The organism is Parasphingorhabdus sp. NYA22 (assembly GCF_976973735.1).
Window position 1 is genome coordinate 1,378,964 of sequence record NZ_OZ333477.1, and the last position, 15,611, is coordinate 1,394,574.

Annotated in this window: 14 protein-coding genes; 11 read left to right on the forward strand and 3 right to left on the reverse strand. The window is 53.5% G+C overall.

The annotated features are described in order from the left end of the window. Nucleotides 1–6: 6 nt before the first annotated feature. A complete protein-coding gene (locus tag ACWFTY_RS06665; protein ID WP_240616820.1) occupies nucleotides 7–672 on the reverse strand; it encodes a lytic transglycosylase domain-containing protein in 666 nt (221 codons plus the stop codon). 136 nt (nucleotides 673–808) lie between these two features. Here ACWFTY_RS06665 and ACWFTY_RS06670 point away from each other — a divergent pair, with 136 nt between their 5' ends. From ACWFTY_RS06670 to ACWFTY_RS06680, 3 genes are all read left to right on the forward strand, one after another. After that, nucleotides 809–1,717: a DUF7146 domain-containing protein gene (locus ACWFTY_RS06670; RefSeq protein WP_100092320.1), complete on the forward strand. Its 909-nt coding sequence runs from the start codon at nucleotides 809–811 to the stop codon at nucleotides 1,715–1,717. A gap of 98 nt (nucleotides 1,718–1,815) precedes the next feature. Further along, complete coding sequence (locus ACWFTY_RS06675) at nucleotides 1,816–6,063, forward strand: strawberry notch-like NTP hydrolase domain-containing protein (protein WP_100092319.1); 4,248 nt, start codon at nucleotides 1,816–1,818, stop codon at nucleotides 6,061–6,063. 145 nt (nucleotides 6,064–6,208) lie between these two features. Further along, nucleotides 6,209–8,188 carry a ParB/RepB/Spo0J family partition protein gene (locus ACWFTY_RS06680; RefSeq protein WP_173202587.1) on the forward strand — a complete coding sequence of 660 codons (1,980 nt, stop codon included), beginning with the start codon at nucleotides 6,209–6,211 and terminating at the stop codon, nucleotides 8,186–8,188. Nucleotides 8,189–8,278: 90 nt separating this feature from the next. Here ACWFTY_RS06680 and ACWFTY_RS06685 read toward each other — a convergent pair whose 3' ends face one another. Beyond that, nucleotides 8,279–9,445, reverse strand: coding sequence for an ATP-binding protein (locus tag ACWFTY_RS06685; protein WP_173202588.1), 1,167 nt, complete (start codon nucleotides 9,443–9,445; stop codon nucleotides 8,279–8,281). 131 nt (nucleotides 9,446–9,576) lie between these two features. On the opposite strand from ACWFTY_RS06685, the gene ACWFTY_RS06690 reads away from it, so the two are divergent. From ACWFTY_RS06690 to ACWFTY_RS06720, 7 genes are all read left to right on the forward strand, one after another. Next, on the forward strand, nucleotides 9,577–10,503 hold the full coding sequence (locus ACWFTY_RS06690; protein WP_176280138.1) for an ArdC family protein: 927 nt from the start codon (nucleotides 9,577–9,579) through the stop codon (nucleotides 10,501–10,503). A gap of 70 nt (nucleotides 10,504–10,573) precedes the next feature. Next, nucleotides 10,574–10,951 carry an MbcA/ParS/Xre antitoxin family protein gene (locus ACWFTY_RS06695; protein ID WP_100095351.1) on the forward strand — a complete coding sequence of 126 codons (378 nt, stop codon included), beginning with the start codon at nucleotides 10,574–10,576 and terminating at the stop codon, nucleotides 10,949–10,951. Next, nucleotides 10,923–11,660 carry an RES family NAD+ phosphorylase gene (locus ACWFTY_RS06700; RefSeq protein ID WP_100092315.1) on the forward strand — a complete coding sequence of 246 codons (738 nt, stop codon included), beginning with the start codon at nucleotides 10,923–10,925 and terminating at the stop codon, nucleotides 11,658–11,660. The genes ACWFTY_RS06695 and ACWFTY_RS06700 overlap by 29 nt, the downstream gene beginning before the upstream one ends. 245 nt (nucleotides 11,661–11,905) lie before the next feature. Next, a complete protein-coding gene (locus ACWFTY_RS06705) occupies nucleotides 11,906–12,862 on the forward strand; it encodes a DUF2493 domain-containing protein (protein ID WP_176280139.1) in 957 nt (318 codons plus the stop codon). A 140-nt stretch (nucleotides 12,863–13,002) separates the two neighbouring features. Further along, nucleotides 13,003–13,449: a DUF6878 family protein gene (locus ACWFTY_RS06710; protein WP_100092313.1), complete on the forward strand. Its 447-nt coding sequence runs from the start codon at nucleotides 13,003–13,005 to the stop codon at nucleotides 13,447–13,449. After that, nucleotides 13,449–13,808: a DUF6915 family protein gene (locus ACWFTY_RS06715; protein ID WP_176280140.1), complete on the forward strand. Its 360-nt coding sequence runs from the start codon at nucleotides 13,449–13,451 to the stop codon at nucleotides 13,806–13,808. The genes ACWFTY_RS06710 and ACWFTY_RS06715 overlap by 1 nt, the downstream gene beginning before the upstream one ends. Nucleotides 13,809–14,181: 373 nt before the next feature. Then, entirely contained in the window at nucleotides 14,182–14,571 is a 390-nt protein-coding gene (locus ACWFTY_RS06720) for a single-stranded DNA-binding protein (RefSeq protein ID WP_100092311.1), read from the forward strand. A gap of 83 nt (nucleotides 14,572–14,654) precedes the next feature. Here ACWFTY_RS06720 and ACWFTY_RS06725 read toward each other — a convergent pair whose 3' ends face one another. Then, a complete protein-coding gene (locus tag ACWFTY_RS06725; RefSeq protein ID WP_100092310.1) occupies nucleotides 14,655–14,900 on the reverse strand; it encodes a DUF6437 family protein in 246 nt (81 codons plus the stop codon). Nucleotides 14,901–15,238: 338 nt separating this feature from the next. Here ACWFTY_RS06725 and ACWFTY_RS06730 point away from each other — a divergent pair, with 338 nt between their 5' ends. Then, nucleotides 15,239–15,460: a hypothetical protein gene (locus tag ACWFTY_RS06730; protein WP_089132038.1), complete on the forward strand. Its 222-nt coding sequence runs from the start codon at nucleotides 15,239–15,241 to the stop codon at nucleotides 15,458–15,460. The last annotated feature ends 151 nt before the right edge of the window (nucleotides 15,461–15,611 follow it).

Consider the following 15,611-nt stretch of genomic DNA (forward strand, 5'->3'; position numbering starts at 1 on the left):
TCTGTCCTACAGCCCCGATTCTGTCCAGCGCGCAAGGACCTTCTTTACGTAATTCCGTGTTTCCTGGTATCGGGGAATGCCATTGGCTTTCAGCACGGCGTTAGGTCCGGCATTATATGCCGCCAGCGCTAGGTGAATCCCCCCAAACTTATCCAGCATTTGCTTGAGATACCGTGCTCCCCCGTCAATATTGGCGGAAGGATCGAACCGGTTCTCAACCCCAAGGTCTAATGCGGTTCCAGGCATCAACTGCGTAAGACCGCCAGCACCAGCAGAACTAACAGCCATAGGATTGTACCGCGATTCCTGCCAAATTAGAGCGTCGAGCAACCCAAAGGGTAGGGCGTGTTTTTTTTCGGCTGCCCGGATGGAGGTTAGGTAAATAAACCGCCTTGACGAGGCTGATCGGCTTAGTCCTGTAAGCTTTCTTGGTTGTAGATTGGTTTTAGTACCTTCATGATTTGTCGGTGCTCCAGTCACGGGCTTTAGCTGATTTTCCGGTTGCCAAATTCCATGCTGGAACAACCGAAACGTGGGTTTTTCACTTGCGTGTTGATCCAGAGCTTCCCGTTCAGTGGGGGCATTGCTTTCTTGTAAACTCACATCCTGCGCCCATGTCACGCTTGAACACATCGCTATTGTAAGCAGTCCCATTGATAGCTTCTTTGCCAAAATTCATCTCCATCTTGTATCGAATCGGATGAGAACATAAATAGAACATATAGCTGTAGGAAAGTGTTTTCTTACGTGTTGAAGAGGGGAGGCTGCCGGGAAGGGGAGAACTGGCGCAGATGCAAGGAACTCCTCGATGTCCCGTAACGTCCTGACTAATCCCACATCATCCCTCGAGAATACTGCCAGACAGATTTGTGAAAAATTTTCAGGCTATTGGAAAAATGACAAAGGAATGTGCTGCTGCCCGGCACATGATGATAATACGCCGTCGCTTGGTGTCAGTATCGGCCGAAACGCGATTCTCTTTCACTGTTTTGCGGGGTGTCCGCAGAAAGAGGTGCTTGCGGGTTTTGAGCGCCAAGGTGTGCCCGCGCGCAGTCTGTTCAGCGGAAGCTCCATTCCAATTCCCGCAACAAGTCCCAAAGAGATAAAGCCGAGCGCCAATGCACAGCGACTCTGGCGGCAGGCTCAGCGCCTGCAAGGAACTATTGCCCGGACTTATCTCAAAAAGCGCCTGATTAGTATTACTTCTCCAGAATTGCGCTTCCTCGAACGCACGCCGCTTGGTCCCAAGAGCCATGTCCGCTTTCTACCAGCGATGCTGGCATCGGTGCGCACCGATGCGCATATTATGGCCATTCACCGTACATTCCTGCTTCCCGATGGTTCAGGCCAGTCTGATTTCATAAAACCCAAACGCGCACTCGGATCCCTCGGGACCGGGGCTGTGCGCCTTTTTCCACCCAAAGATGGTGTTCTGGGATTGGCAGAAGGCACAGAAAGCGCCATGTCCGCGACGCAGCTGACCGGCATCCCGACCTGGGCAACATTGGGCAATGAGCGCTTTGGGATCGTTACCATCCCGGAAAGCGTGAAGCAGCTTTATCTCTTCGTGGATCATGACGCTGGCGGCGACCTTGCCGAAGCCAAGGCCCGTGAACATTTTCAGATGCCCGGCCGGTCCATTATAGCGCGCCGGCCTAGCCGGCGCGGCGATGACTGGAATAATGAGTTGTTTCGAGCAAACGCAGCTTCCACCTAACCCGGTCCACCTGTGATCCAGAGGAAAGGGGGCTTTTCGCTGTTTGTGCACGAGAAGGCCGTCTGAGGTCTGTCCGTGCCTAACGGAGGAAAACCATCATGACTCTACAAAACGCACAGTTGCAACTTGACGATACACAGGATCTGGCCAGCGAAATAATAATCAAAGCCGCTCACGAAATAGCAGGTCGTCTAGAGACAAGTTCCCAAGTCACACGAAAAGACATTAATGCCATATTCAAGACCTTCACCGGAAGCAGCGACGCGACAGATGGTTGGTCGGTAAAAATGTCCGGCTGCGCTATCGAGCTGGCCGAACTGATGTGGCTTCGTGATCATTCCGGTATTTCACTCCATTCCGATTTTGCTGAAGCCGACAGATGCTTCGCAACTCTGGAGCAAGTTCTTCCGCCACAACATAACCGGCATGATGACCAGATTGCCCTCCAGCAGTTTTCGACCCCCGCCCGGCTTGCCTGGGCTATGGCTTTGGCAGCGGGCACAAAGCCCGAAGATATCGTACTCGAGCCATCCGCGGGAACGGGAATTCTCGCCATCTGGCCGCATCTTGTTGGCGCGAAGCTAATCCTCAATGAGATCGACGGCCTGCGCGGTGCGTGTCTAAACGAGCTGTTTCCGGGCGCTCCGCTCTCCTCACACGATGGCGAGCTGATCGACGAACTGCTTCCACCGCGCCACAATCCAAATCTTGTCATAATGAACCCGCCATTTGCCCGTAGCGCAGAACGGGGCAAAGACTACCGCTCAGCCCTGCGGCACTTGCGCTCTGCCTGGCGGCGTCTGGCGCCAGGCGGACGGCTTGTCGCGATCATGCCCGAAGGCTTTGACGCGACCATATTTGCTAAAAACGATCCTGCTCCCTGCGCTCTGCGTTTGGATGCGCGCATCATGCGATCTTTCGCCCGCCGGGGAACCGGCATCACCGTGCGCCTGGTGGTCTTCGATAAATTTGTTTCCGAGCAATGCGTAACACCAATCGACATCGCTGATTTTGAGGGTTTGTACAGAGCCTGCTGTGCTTTGCCCGCTCGCGCTACCTCCAAACCAACGGCGCAAACTTCCAGGTCCAATGCAAAGCCATTCGCGCTGGTATCGAACGATCGTTCGAAACGCCCTGTCGCGCCAGTTTCCAAATCCTCTCCAGACTCGCAAATATCCGAAAAACTCATCTTTGAAGTTCTCGGCGATGCGGCACCAACACCGGAGCAAAAAGGCATTTATCTAGCCTATCGGCCAAGCCGGATATCAATCGCCAATGCTCCCGTTCACCCGACCCCACTGGTGGAATCGGTAGCGATGGGGTCTGTTGCTGCGCCAGTCCCGCAGCACCAGCCATTGGTTCCGGCAGACTGGCGGGAGAAACAGCTTCTTTCCGATGCACAATGCGAAACGCTTATTTATGCAGTAAACGCCTTCGCCCGCGATTTGCCCGGTACTTACAGGCCAATCAACAAAGGCTCTGGGCTGGAACCGTCCGAAGAGGGTTTCTGTTATCGGACTGGCTTCTTCCTAGGTGATGGAACTGGCGCGGGGAAGGGCCGAGAGATTGCTAGTGTCATCATGGACCGGTGGCTGCAGGGTCATTGCCGTCATATCTGGATTACCAAAAACGAGACCTTGCTTGAGGACGCCCGCCGGGACTGGTCCGCGCTCGGCGGCTTGCCGCTTGATATCCAGTCGCTTTCGAGCTGGAAGCTGGGAAGGCCGATTTCAATGTCAGGCGGGATTTTATTTGTCACCTATCCAACGCTGCGCTCGGGCAGGATGGATACGACTAGACTTGCTCAAATATTGGAATGGGCAGGGCAGGAATTTGATGGCGTCATAGCCTTTGATGAAGCTCATGCGATGGCGGGTGCGCTGGGGGGAACGGGAAGCCGCGGCAAAGTCAAAGGATCCGAACAGGGCATTGCAGGTCTGCGTCTTCAAAATCTTCTGCCCAGCGCGCGAGTATTATATGCATCAGCAACCGGCGCATCTGATATTGCCAACCTTGGTTATGCGGCGCGTCTTGGATTGTGGGGACCGGAAACCGCCTTTCCCAATTATGACACGTTCCTCACCGATATCCGAGCGGGCGGTATTTCTGCGATGGAACTGGTCGTGCGCGACCTTAAATCCCAAGGTCTCTATCTGGCCCGCGCCTTGTCCTTCGCGGGCGTTGAATATGAGCTTCTCGAACATGAACTGACCAAGGAACAAATATCGGTTTACGATAGTTATGCCGGGGCTTGGGCGATTATTCACAAGAATCTCGAGGCGGCCCTTGAAGCCACGCGGATCGTTGATGAGGATAGCGGCGATACGCTTAACCGAAATGCAAAAGCAGCGGCGCTTTCGATATTCGAGGGTACCAAGCAGCGTTTCTTCGCGCAGCTGCTGCTATCGATGAAACTTCCCAGCCTGCTCCCGGCGATCGAACAGGCATTGGAAGAGGGACATTCCGCCGTTGTGCAGCTTGTCTCGACCGCCGAGGCAATGCTCAACCGCAGACTTGCCGATCTCAGTGCTGAAGAACGCGAGCAGCTTGATATCGACCTGTCCCCGCGCGAATATGTCATTGATTATCTGGCCAAAAGTTTTCCGGTCCGTTTGATGCAGGTGTTCCTCGATGATGACGGCAACTTGCGATCAGAGCCTATGTCCACTTCGGAAGGCCATCCAGTCCTCTGCCCGCGCGCCGTTCAGGCAAGAGACGCGATGATCGAAAAGCTGTGCGCGCTTCCGCCCATTTGGGCGGCGCTTGATGCGGTAATCGAACGTTTTGGAACAGATCATGTTGCCGAAGTGACGGGCCGGACCCGCAGGCTTGTAAATGGCAGCGACGGACGTCAACGTCTCGAACGCCGCACGGCGCGGTCGAATTTAATCGAAGCTCAGAGCTTTATGGACGGCGAGAAGCGCGTGCTTATATTTTCTGACGCAGGCGGGACAGGCCGGTCCTATCATGCCGATCTGGACGTACAAAACCAGCAGCGGCGCGTGCATTTCTTGCTCGAGCCGGGCTGGCGGGCCGACAATGCCATACAGGGTTTGGGCCGCACCAATCGTACCAACCAGGCATCCGCGCCGCTCTTTCGGCCCGTAACCACTGATGTCAAAGGTGAACGGCGTTTTATCTCCACCATCGCCCGGCGCCTCGACAGCCTTGGCGCTTTGACTCGCGGCCAAAGACAAACAGGCGGTCAAAACCTGTTTAACCCGGCTGATAATCTTGAAAGCGAATATGCTCGCGACGCGCTCACTAGCTGGTTCCACCTGCTTTATGCAGGTAAATTGGATGCCGTATCACTGGACCGCTTTCAGGATGTCACGGGCCTTAAGCTTGAAACACCCGATGGTGATCTGGCTGAAAAACTGCCAACCATCCAGCGCTGGCTAAACCGGATATTGGCGCTGCCCATCGCTCTGCAGAATGCAATATTTGATGAATATCTGTCGCTGATCGAAGCCCGCGTCGAAGCGGCGCGTGAAGCGGGAACTTTGGATATGGGCGTTGAAACCATTGCGGTTGATACATTTGAAATTATGTCAGACAAGCTTCTGCGAACGGATGGTATTTCTGGCGCAACCACGCATCTTGTGACCTTGGAAACACAGCGCCCGCTTAAACCGCTCCGTTTCAAGCGACTGTACCAACTATATGATTTCAGCTTGCCAAATATCCATCTGCTGCAAAACGCGCGCTCGGGCGGTGTCGCCTTATCTATTCCGACCCGGCGTATGATCACCGATGAGGGAGAGACAATCGAACGCCGCCGCCTGATCAGGCCGCTAAAATCGGTAAATTGGACACTCGAAGCTTTGTCGGAAAGCCTTTGGGAGCAGGTCGATTTCAAAAGCTTCCGAAAAGGCTGGATGGATGAGGAAGAACAAGCGGCGATGGAAACGGCCCATGAACGCGTACATCTCGCCACCGGATTACTGCTGCCAGTCTGGAATAAAATCCCCGGAGAGTTTGTTCGTGTCACCCGCATTGCAGCGAGCGACGGGCGTTCGATCATTGGCCGCGAAATTTCCGAACTCGATATGGCTGATCTCGCACGGGCCTTTGGTCTCGACATGAACCAGACTATCAATCCCTCCCGGATTGCAGAAATGGTGATGCAAAGCGGCAAGCCGTTTTCAGTTCAAAGCCATGATGACCTTATGGCCAAACGCTCACTGGTCAATGGCAGCCAGCGACTGGAACTGACGGGCTTTTCAGCCGAGCGGCTCGTCTGGTATAAATCCAAAGGCTGTTTCACCGAGATTATCCGCTACCGCACGCGTCTATTCGTGCCGGTCAATGAAGCAGCGCAGATACTGGAAAAACTGACTGCCTAAGCGCTTCCGCTCTCCCTCAATCTCAAACCACCAGAAAGCGAACGCGTGATCTCTAAGAATGAGAGGGGAGGAGGCTTGGCCCTTTTGAACCCGGTTTTGGCGATGGTCGCCGAAAATCGTTAGTTCGATCAATCAGGAGTTAAAAATGTTCAAATCTATTCCACTCAACAAACTCGTTGAATCCAAGAAAAATGTCCGCAAGCGGACTGATCCGGCAGCCGATGCATGGCTGAAGGCGGATATTGCTGCGCGAGGATTGTTGCAAAATCTGGTCGTCAACGCGATTGCGCGCGGCAAATTTGAGGTCACGGCAGGTGGCCGCCGTCTCAACCAGTTGAAGGCACTTGCCAAGGACAAAGCGATTAAGAAGACCGAGCCGATCACATGTCTGGTCAAAAACGGCGAAGCGCATGAAATCCGGGAAATCAGTCTGGCCGAGAATTTCCAGCGCGTAAAACTCAATCCGGCTGATGAAGCCGAAGCGTTTCAGGATATTGTGAACGACGGCGCAAGCGTTGAAGATGTTGCCATTCGCTTTGGTCAGACCGTTCGCTTTGTCGAAGGGCGTTTGCGGCTCGCCAAGCTCGCACCAGTGGTTTTTGAGGCGTTGGCAAGCGGTGACATCACGCTTGATATTGCAAAAGCTTACGGCGCGACCTCGGATGTCGAACGTCAGGCCCAGGTGTTCGAGGAAGTCTCTGGAGGATATTACAGCGTAAATTCCGACAGCATCCGGCGCATGGTTCTGGACGCCAGTGTCCAGGCCAGCGATCCCCGCGCCGTTCTGGTCGGACGCGATGCTTATCTCGAGGCAGGCGGCAAGATCGACCGGGAGCTCTTCGATGATGATGAAACTGAAAGCTGGGTTGACGTTGCTCTTCTTGAACGTCTCGCTGCTGAGAAAATGGAATGGCGATCCGACGAGATCAAAGATCAGCATGGTCTTGCTTGGGTAAAGCCGACGCTCGACTGTTATGTCTCGCATGAACTTGTCGAAGGCTTGAACCGGCTTCCTACCGAGCTTGAACCGCTTAGCGAGGAGGCAATCGCGCGTCTGTCTGAATTGGAAATCGAATATGACGGCGAAGCTGTCATCCTCGAAAATGAAGACAGCAGCGAAGATGACGTTTTCGCAGCCGAGAAACGCGTGTCGGAAATCGAACAGGAAATGCGCTCGCTGGATGATCGCAAACCAGTTCTGGCCGATGCGCTTCGCAGCGAAGCAGGCGCTTTTCTGGCACTTGGTAACGACGGGATACCGACATTGGTTCCGCAATATTATACGGACAAGGTTGATGTCGAGCATGAAGATGAAGGCGTTGAACTAGTCGAGGAAGGCGAGGCCGCCCAACCCAAGCGCACGGCGCTTTCCAAACGCCTTGTCGATGAACTGGCGATGCAGCGGCGCGATATTTTGTCGCTTCATGTGGCAAGCGATCCGGCGCTCGCGCTCGATTTTATGATCTTTACGCTTGCGGATAGCGACAGCCATGACTGGCGGGCACAGGAGGCATCGACGCTGAAAGGCCCTGTTGCAAATGGTCCGGCGCATAATTTCGAGGCAAAGGATGCACCGGCAAGTGCAAGCCTAGCGGAATTGCGCGGATCGCTGGATGAAAGTTGGAAAGCTAGCACTACCGATGTCGAGCGTTTCGTGGCATTTCGGGAGCTCAGCGATGACGCGCGCAGCGCGTGGCTCGGCCATGTTGTCTCGCGAACGCTGATTGCGAGCCTGAATGTTGAAGGCGATCGCCAAGTTTCAATGCACGATTATCTGGGCGGTATCTTGGAAATCGATATGGCGGCTTGGTGGCGACCGACTGCGGCCAATTATTTTGACCGTGTACCCAAGGCCAAAACGCTTGACGGCATGCATGAGGTCGGCGGTTTGGAGCTTTCAAACCGCTACGGCGCGTCCAAAAAATCCGATCTTGCAGCAACCGCCGAACGCATCTTCTCCGGAAACTTCATCGCAGAGGCTGAAGTCAAACAGCAAGCTGCGCGGTGGGTTCCCGATGCGATGCGCTTTGCTGATTTGTCTGCGGCTGATGAAGTTTTGGAAGATGAAGCTTCGGAAGCCGGCGCATCAGAAGATATTCCAGAGATAGCCGACAAGGCTGCCTGATCCTCCTCCTGACAGGTGGTCTTCTGGCTGAAGCGGCTTGCCTTTTTAAGGCAAGCCGCTTCTTTTCATCAAAATCATGGCAGTAGGCGGTTACCGGATCGCGGCCAGTTGACCGGCAACTTCCGGGAGTGATGCAATTTCAATGCCCTCGGAATGAGGATAGCTTTCGGAGCCTGGATATATGACAAGCTTGCGATCCGGGTGTATGTCGTCGCAGGCGTTGTAAAAGCCTCTTTCCAATTTTGGCGTCAAGCTTCGCTTGATCTCAATCGCCCATCGTTTGCCTGTGGGCAGCGTCAAAAGGAGATCGATTTCCGCTCCTGCCGATGTCCTGTAAAAATTAGCCAGCGCAGCTTCAGGTGCGGCAGCGATCAGGCTTTCGATGACAAATCCTTCCCAGCTGGCTCCGGCGACCGGATGGCCAAGCAGGGCTTCGAGACTGTCTATGCCCAGTAGCGCGTGAACAATGCCGCTATCGCGTACATAAACACGCGGAGATTTGACCAGTCTTTTGCCGGTATTATTGTGCCAGGGCTCAAGACGCCGAACGAGCAGCAAGTCAACCATCAAGTCAAGATAGGATGCAACCGTTTTTCCATCGACCCCCAATGATCTTGCGAAATCGGCAGCATTTAATAAGCCTGATTGATGATGCGCGAGCATGACCCAGAAACGTCTTAGTGTTTCAGCGGCAATTCTCGGTCCCAGTTGCGGGATGTCCCGCTCCAGATAGCTGCGGATAAAATCCCTGCGCCAGCGTAGGCTCATCTGATTGCTTTTGGCAAGATAACTGTCCGGGAAGCCACCCCTTACCCAAAGTTCATTCAAATCGCCTGGATCAATTTCCAGAGGGTCAAGTGGCCGCATTTCCAGATAGGAGATGCGGCCCGCCAGACTTTCGCCCGACTGGCGCATCAGGTCCAGAGATGCTGATCCTAACAGGAGGAACCGGCCCGTTCTCCTTCCCTTTTTACGCCCTTTGTCAATCAATCCGCGCAAGTTCTGGAAAAGATCCGGAACACGGTGAACTTCGTCGAGGATTACAAGCTTGTCTTCATGATTGCCAAGATAAAGCTCCGGTTCTCTTAATCGGGACCGGTCAGCATCCGATTCCAGATCGAGATAGAGGGAAGGACCGCTTTCACCAATTTCCTGCGCTAGAGTCGTTTTACCCACCTGACGCGGCCCAAGCAAGGCTACTGCTGGACTTTCATCCAGTCTTTCGAGCAAAATATCGTGGATTCGGCGGTTAATCATCCTTGCATTTATGGAGTACAGTTCCAGAATTGCAAGTTATATTGATAGCCTGACTTCCTGATGAGAGAGGAGAGGGGGGCTTGGGCCTGTCTGATCCGGCAATTTTGCTGGATATATTCAGGAGAATACACATGCCCAAAAGATCATATCTCTCACCGAAGATATCCCCAGCCGCAAGGATCACCGCCGCGATCATTGAAAAACTGGAAGTTGGAACAAAACCCTGGATACAGCCTTGGAGAGGACTTCCAGTCTCACGGCCCTTGCGCAGTTGCGGTACGCCCTATCGCGGAATGAATGTATTCTGGCTCTGGATGATGGCGCAAGAGAACGGCTATAGCGCGCCATACTGGATGACCTACCGGCAATGCGCATCGCTTGGCGGTCAGGTCCGCAAGGGCGAAAAATCGTCCATCGCCATATTCTACAAAAGCTATACCAAAGAAGTCGAAGCTGCGGATCATGGTGAAGCGCAGGAGGAAACCCGCCGCGTGCTCAAATCCTATGCTATATTCAATGCCGATCAATGCGACGGTCTGCCCGAACGCTACCATCCCACGGCTGAAGTATTGGATATCGAACCGGAGGGACGAGCGGAAGAGTTGGATCAATTCTTTGCGCGAATTGGTGCCAATACCCGCGAGCATGGCAGCAGCGCCTACTATGAACCGGTAGCTGACCGTATTACGATGCCGCCCATCAGTCTGTTTGATGGCTATGACCAATTTTGTGCGACCCTTTCTCATGAACTTGGTCACTGGTCAGGCCATAAGTCGCGCCTGAATCGTGATCTCAAGAACCGTTTTGGCAGTGCTGCTTATGCCGCCGAAGAGCTGGTAGCAGAGCTTTCCAGTGCCATATTGGGCGCGGAGCTTGGCCTTCCGGTCGGACATCTGGATAATCATGCAAGCTATATCGCCAGTTGGCTAAAGCTGCTCAAAAAGGATGATCGCGCTATACTGACAGCGGCGGCGCGCGCGGAAGAGGCGTCAAATCTGCTGTTGAGCCTTGGCGGTTATGTGCAACAAGAGTCTGGTGAATTATCCGATGCCGCATGATTGAGCAAAAAACTTGCAATCTTGCAAATGAAAGATTATTGTAAAATACATTCATTAGAAAGAAATGAAAATGACTAAACGGGCACTCAAAATAGAACGGAGCGATGATAGGTTGCTAAGTTCTGCAATTGGTAGAATTGCAAAATTCTGGAACCTGAGCAATGTCAAATTAAGTGCGGTGCTGGGCCTGTCGGAAGCAACCATTTCCCGGCTTCGTTCGGGAAAAACATTTCTGGATCCTGCATCCAAATCTTTTGAAGCTGGGCAGTTTCTCCTGCGGCTGTTCCGCAGTCTGGACGCGCTTATGGGCAGTGATGATGATGCAGCCAAATCCTGGCTGACATCGCATAACCTTGATCTCGAGGCGCGGCCGATTGATCTCATCGACAGTTTCAAGGGACTTTTGACGGTATGTGACTATGTGGACGCCCACCGCGCTCGCGTCTGAATTTCGCCGCTACCGCAAAACCGTTTGGCGGGTGGTCGAAGCGCAGCACCGTATATCGACCAATCGCTTGGCGGAAACCTTCGAAGATCAGGCACGCCTTGAAGAGCTTGCCGAAGCAGCAAAACCCGACCTTCCGAAGTCTGCTCAGGGTCTGCATTATCTTCTCGCTTCACCCTTTCGATACGGTCATAAAAGTCTGAGCCGGTTCCGGCGGGCGAATGAGCGTCCCGGCATTTTCTATGCCAGTGAGGCCGAAGCCACAGCGATTGCAGAGACTGCCTATTGGCGACTGCGTTTTTTCAGCCGATCACCGGATTTTGTGCCGGGGAACCGGACCAGCGAGCATCTGAGTTTTTCCGTTGCTGTTTCGACCTTACGCGCGGTTGATCTTTCCAGGCCGCCATTTGACGCGCAAGCATCAGACTGGGTGCATCCCAACGAATACAAAACCTGTCAGGAATTTGCTGATGTAGCTCGCAAAGCAGATGCGCAGCTTATTCGCACAGTCTCGGTGCGAGATCCGGATGCTGGATATAATAGCGCGATATTTGACCCGTCCATATTCGCCGGGAAGACACCGGATTATCGCCAGACCTGGCATTTCCGTTTTGAGCAGGGGCGACTGAACGCCATTGCGGCTTTTCCGGGCGGGGGAAGCTACGCCTTTGAACCGAAGATTTTCGGACTACCAAGTTCGCCTGGACACTGATCCCATAATCTCCTGATGGTAGACTGAGCATCCAGCCGTTTTTTCTCCCCGCAAGAGAGGCCCTGGACCATCAGGGCTTTGACGCAACCCCGCGAGGACTGCGGCCCGTGTGGCCCGCGCCAGCCTTGTCTCGCGAGGTTCCCCGCTTGGGCAAGCGGTGCGTCATGCGCCCTGACGTTCCTTTCGGGCTCTTGCGGGATAAAGCGGCAAGGTGCCGAACATCTCCCGCATATCAGGAGAACATCATGGACAATTTATTCAAACAGCAACTTGCTGGTCTTGACCTTTCCGGTCTCACGATCAGCAGTTCCCCATTTATATCATCGGATTTTCCAGCTCAGGATGCTATCTCGCAGACACTTGCAGCTGTTTGGTCGGATTTATTCGCTGTCTTTACCGATACCGCTCTTGAAGCCGACGTTGAAGATCTCGGATGGGGCTTCGTCAATCTCTTCCACCGCGCTGCGCAGCGTAAATCAAAGCAGCTTGACCGTGCATCGGATGAGGTCCGGGCACTCATCGCATCTGCTGATGGATCGGAAGTTCATACCAGCAACCTGGAAGAGCAGATAGAACGCGCGCAAGCCGCAGAAGCCTCCATGGTCGCCTTTGAAGAAATGCGCGAGGTTGCAGCAGCGCTCTATCTCGATGAAACGCACAGCTCCTGGAAACCAGTTTCCAGTTCCCGCGCCAGCCACGGGGCGATGCTGACCTCTGCCGTCATTCAGGGGCGGGATTTTCTCAAAGCTCGCAGCCAGTCCAGACGCAAAGCGCTGATGCCCGAGGGTGCGCCAATAATCTTTGCTGGTGGCCGCAACAAGCAAGACAGTACTGAAGATGCGAAGACTTTTGCCAACAATGTCTGGGCCACGCTCGACAAGGTGCATAATTCCGTTGGTGACATGGTGTTGGTCCATGGCGGAGATGGCAAGGGTGCCGACCGTTTAGCTGCCTCTTGGGCTGAGCGTCGCGGCGTTGCGCAGCTTACCTTTTCGCTGGATCGCCATTTGGGCGCACGAGCAGGCTTCAAACGCAATGAACAGATGCTGGGGCTCGCTCCTCGCTACGTCATTGCATTTCCCGGGAATGGCGTATTGGAACGTTTGGTCATCGAAGCCAAGAGACGGCGTATCACGGTCGTTGATCGGCGCGGGCCTCTTGGCGTCAGTCCCAAGACAAAGCCAGCCGATACAGGCAGCTAGGCTGTCCGAGTCAGCACCGCTTTGGCGGCGCTGACTTTTCTCGCTGAGAGGAAAGGAGGCTCGGGTTTCCCTGAGCCGGACACACGGTGTGATCGGCTGAAACAGAACCGGAGGTATTTATCATGGAAACGAGGGAATGGATGACGGACTATTTCGACAAACAGAAAACCCGCAATGCGCGTTTGATCCAGTCTTTTCAGCGCAACAAGTCAGCTATTCTTGATGGGCTGCGAGAAGCAAATGTAGCGAGCGTTGAGCTCAACTATGACGGTATGGGCGATAGTGGTTGTCTGGAAGGTGCTACCTATTATTCGAACGATAACAAACCAATCGACTGTTCCGATACCAAAGTTGCAATTGAAATTTTTGAGATTGGTTCGACCATGATCATGCGTAAATCCATGCCACTGGCAGAAGCGCTTGAAACTCTCGCTTATGATGCGCTGGAAGTTCATCATCCGGGATGGGAAATCAATGAAGGAGCCTATGGCATCTTCAGGATCGAGGTTGAAGAGGGTACGATGGCACTGTGCTGTAGTCTTCGGAGCACCGACTATACCGAAACAGAAATCGGCGGAGAGGAATAATGTCGCATTGTCATTATCATGCGCTTTCTTCGGTCCGTAAATGGGGCGGGGAGGCAAGCGATTATCTGCCCCTGCATCAATGGTTTGATAAATCGAAGGAAATATTGGCGGACCCGCGTCACCGGGCGCTCCGGCATCATGCCGAAGGTATATTCATGCTGGAATCACTCTTCGGTACGACCATTGTTAACGCCGATGGCCGCGAGGTTCCTGTCCGCCTGATCGGCGAACAGCATGTCATGGAAGATTTGGGAACCATCCCCTCGTTTGCGGATTGGGCGCGGCTGATCGAACCACAGGCCTGGATGATGCGAGGGCAACCAAAGCTCGTCGCCGTTGAAGCGAATATGGCGGCGTAAGGCTTTTTCACGCGCAGCCTGTTCCGTACTACGTGTGCCGGTGTTGCAGGCGGGTTCCCAATATATAACCACTAAGCCAGCCGTTAAACATGCTTGCTTCAATCGTGATTGACGGATCCAAAACACGCGCTGTCAGCGTCTCCTGAAGATCAAATCAACCGTGACCAATTCGGCTTTTTCGCGAACCTTCCTGAACCAGGTCAGCCGCATTGCAACCAGCTTTGTTACCGGCCGTGTTGCACCTTTCAGGTGCTGCCCGCACCACCCGGACAAAGCTGGTTTCCCTTCGGTGCAATCCCGCTTCTCCCTGTTTCTAACGGATGTTCGCAAGCCGGAATGGTCCGGTTTGAAGATTAATATCAGGAGAATAACAATGACAAATATCGTAGTTTTGGTTGGACGTGTCACTCGCGATCCAGAAAGCCGGGAAACAAACGGTGGTACAACGGTTACAAATCTTTCGGTCGTAACCGATCGGCCAGCCCGCAACAGTGAAGGCAAGACCTACAAGGATGAAAAAGGCTTTACGGTCAAAGATGCAGAATTCCACCGTATCACTTGCTTCAACGGTCTTGGCAAAAACGTTGCCCAATATTGTACCAAGGGCCAGATGGTTTCGATCGAAGGGCGCCTGCATTATACGCAATGGGAAGATGCCGATAAAATCAAACGCTATGGCTGCGAAATTCTTGCCGATAAGGTGGATTTTCTCACCCGCGGTGCTTCCCAGGATAACAAGGATGCACCCGATATCGGTGAATAATCCTTGATCTTCATGCTTAATCAATCAGGCCTCGCCGGTTTCCCGGCGGGGCCTTTTTTATGTTCACATGCGTGTTTAGGGAGTTAGCGCGCTGAAGTAGAATTTCCAATTTTGAGTGTGGCTAGCGCCTGCTCTTCGTTCATTTTTCCAAGAACTGTTCCCATGCGCTTGAGACTTTTTGCGCTGAACGTTTCGACGCCGGTTCCCAAGAACATCCGTCCAAGTTCGATTGCCGCTTTGGTCTCCAGCTCTTGCTGTTTTGTGTCGAGTTTTGCGCGTTCGCTTTCAAGCTTTTTGAGCGCTGCCAGCGCACCTGTTTTTCTGGTCATGAGATTTCCTTTTTCTCAGTGTTGACCCCTTGAAACTCCGTAATTGCATATTGTCCCACCTGTAGGAAAATGATTTTTGCGAATGTAATCTGGATGTGGAATACGAATTTGGGGAGGGGTTGCTCACTTGAAGTCCAAGTATGATGCGCGAAGGGCCACCGCGTAAAGGACGACGGGGCCCCACCATTTTACCGCTCCGGCGGCTGGGCCGCCTTACGCGATAAAATCGTTTCCCCCATCGCCGCTTCGCGGCCGCCTGTTCCAGCCGGTCCTGTGACCCGGTAACCCTTCACGCATCACGAGACTTGTCGTCATTTTGACAAATTTCAGGAGGTAGTATGACACAGGTTATAGATACGGTATTTGATGCACAAAGCTATTTTGCGGCAGTAGAAACAGCGGAACGGAGGGCTCTACACAGCTTCTTTGATCAGCATGTCGTTGAGGACGACGACCAGGGTTATGTAGCACTGGATGAAGGAGATTATAACGCGCTACCGACATGGGCAATGAACCGGGTTGTCCATACTGTCCATGGGGCGCTGCTGGATGAATTCTAAGGACGGCACACAGGGCAGGGGCCGGAAACGGTCTCTGCCACTATTTTTGTTCGCTTCAGAAAGTGGTAGCGCCGAAAATGTCTTTCAAACCTAGCCCCCCGACCGTCGGCCTGAAAGACATTTTCTGCACTGTCGGTTGGCTTAAACCTAA

Excerpts from the sequence above, each read along its gene's own strand:
- ACWFTY_RS06670 (WP_100092320.1), top strand. The coding sequence starts at position 809 with ATGTCCCGTAACGTCCTGACTAATCCCACATCATCCCTCGAGAATACT.
- ACWFTY_RS06675 (WP_100092319.1), top strand. The coding sequence starts at position 1,816 with ATGACTCTACAAAACGCACAGTTGCAACTTGACGATACACAGGATCTG.
- ACWFTY_RS06680 (WP_173202587.1), top strand. The coding sequence starts at position 6,209 with ATGTTCAAATCTATTCCACTCAACAAACTCGTTGAATCCAAGAAAAAT.
- ACWFTY_RS06685 (WP_173202588.1), bottom strand. The coding sequence starts at position 9,445 with ATGATTAACCGCCGAATCCACGATATTTTGCTCGAAAGACTGGATGAA.
- ACWFTY_RS06690 (WP_176280138.1), top strand. The coding sequence starts at position 9,577 with ATGCCCAAAAGATCATATCTCTCACCGAAGATATCCCCAGCCGCAAGG.
- ACWFTY_RS06695 (WP_100095351.1), top strand. The coding sequence starts at position 10,574 with ATGACTAAACGGGCACTCAAAATAGAACGGAGCGATGATAGGTTGCTA.
- ACWFTY_RS06700 (WP_100092315.1), top strand. The coding sequence starts at position 10,923 with ATGTGGACGCCCACCGCGCTCGCGTCTGAATTTCGCCGCTACCGCAAA.
- ACWFTY_RS06705 (WP_176280139.1), top strand. The coding sequence starts at position 11,906 with ATGGACAATTTATTCAAACAGCAACTTGCTGGTCTTGACCTTTCCGGT.
- ACWFTY_RS06710 (WP_100092313.1), top strand. The coding sequence starts at position 13,003 with ATGACGGACTATTTCGACAAACAGAAAACCCGCAATGCGCGTTTGATC.
- ACWFTY_RS06715 (WP_176280140.1), top strand. The coding sequence starts at position 13,449 with ATGTCGCATTGTCATTATCATGCGCTTTCTTCGGTCCGTAAATGGGGC.
- ACWFTY_RS06720 (WP_100092311.1), top strand. The coding sequence starts at position 14,182 with ATGACAAATATCGTAGTTTTGGTTGGACGTGTCACTCGCGATCCAGAA.
- ACWFTY_RS06725 (WP_100092310.1), bottom strand. The coding sequence starts at position 14,900 with ATGACCAGAAAAACAGGTGCGCTGGCAGCGCTCAAAAAGCTTGAAAGC.
- ACWFTY_RS06730 (WP_089132038.1), top strand. The coding sequence starts at position 15,239 with ATGACACAGGTTATAGATACGGTATTTGATGCACAAAGCTATTTTGCG.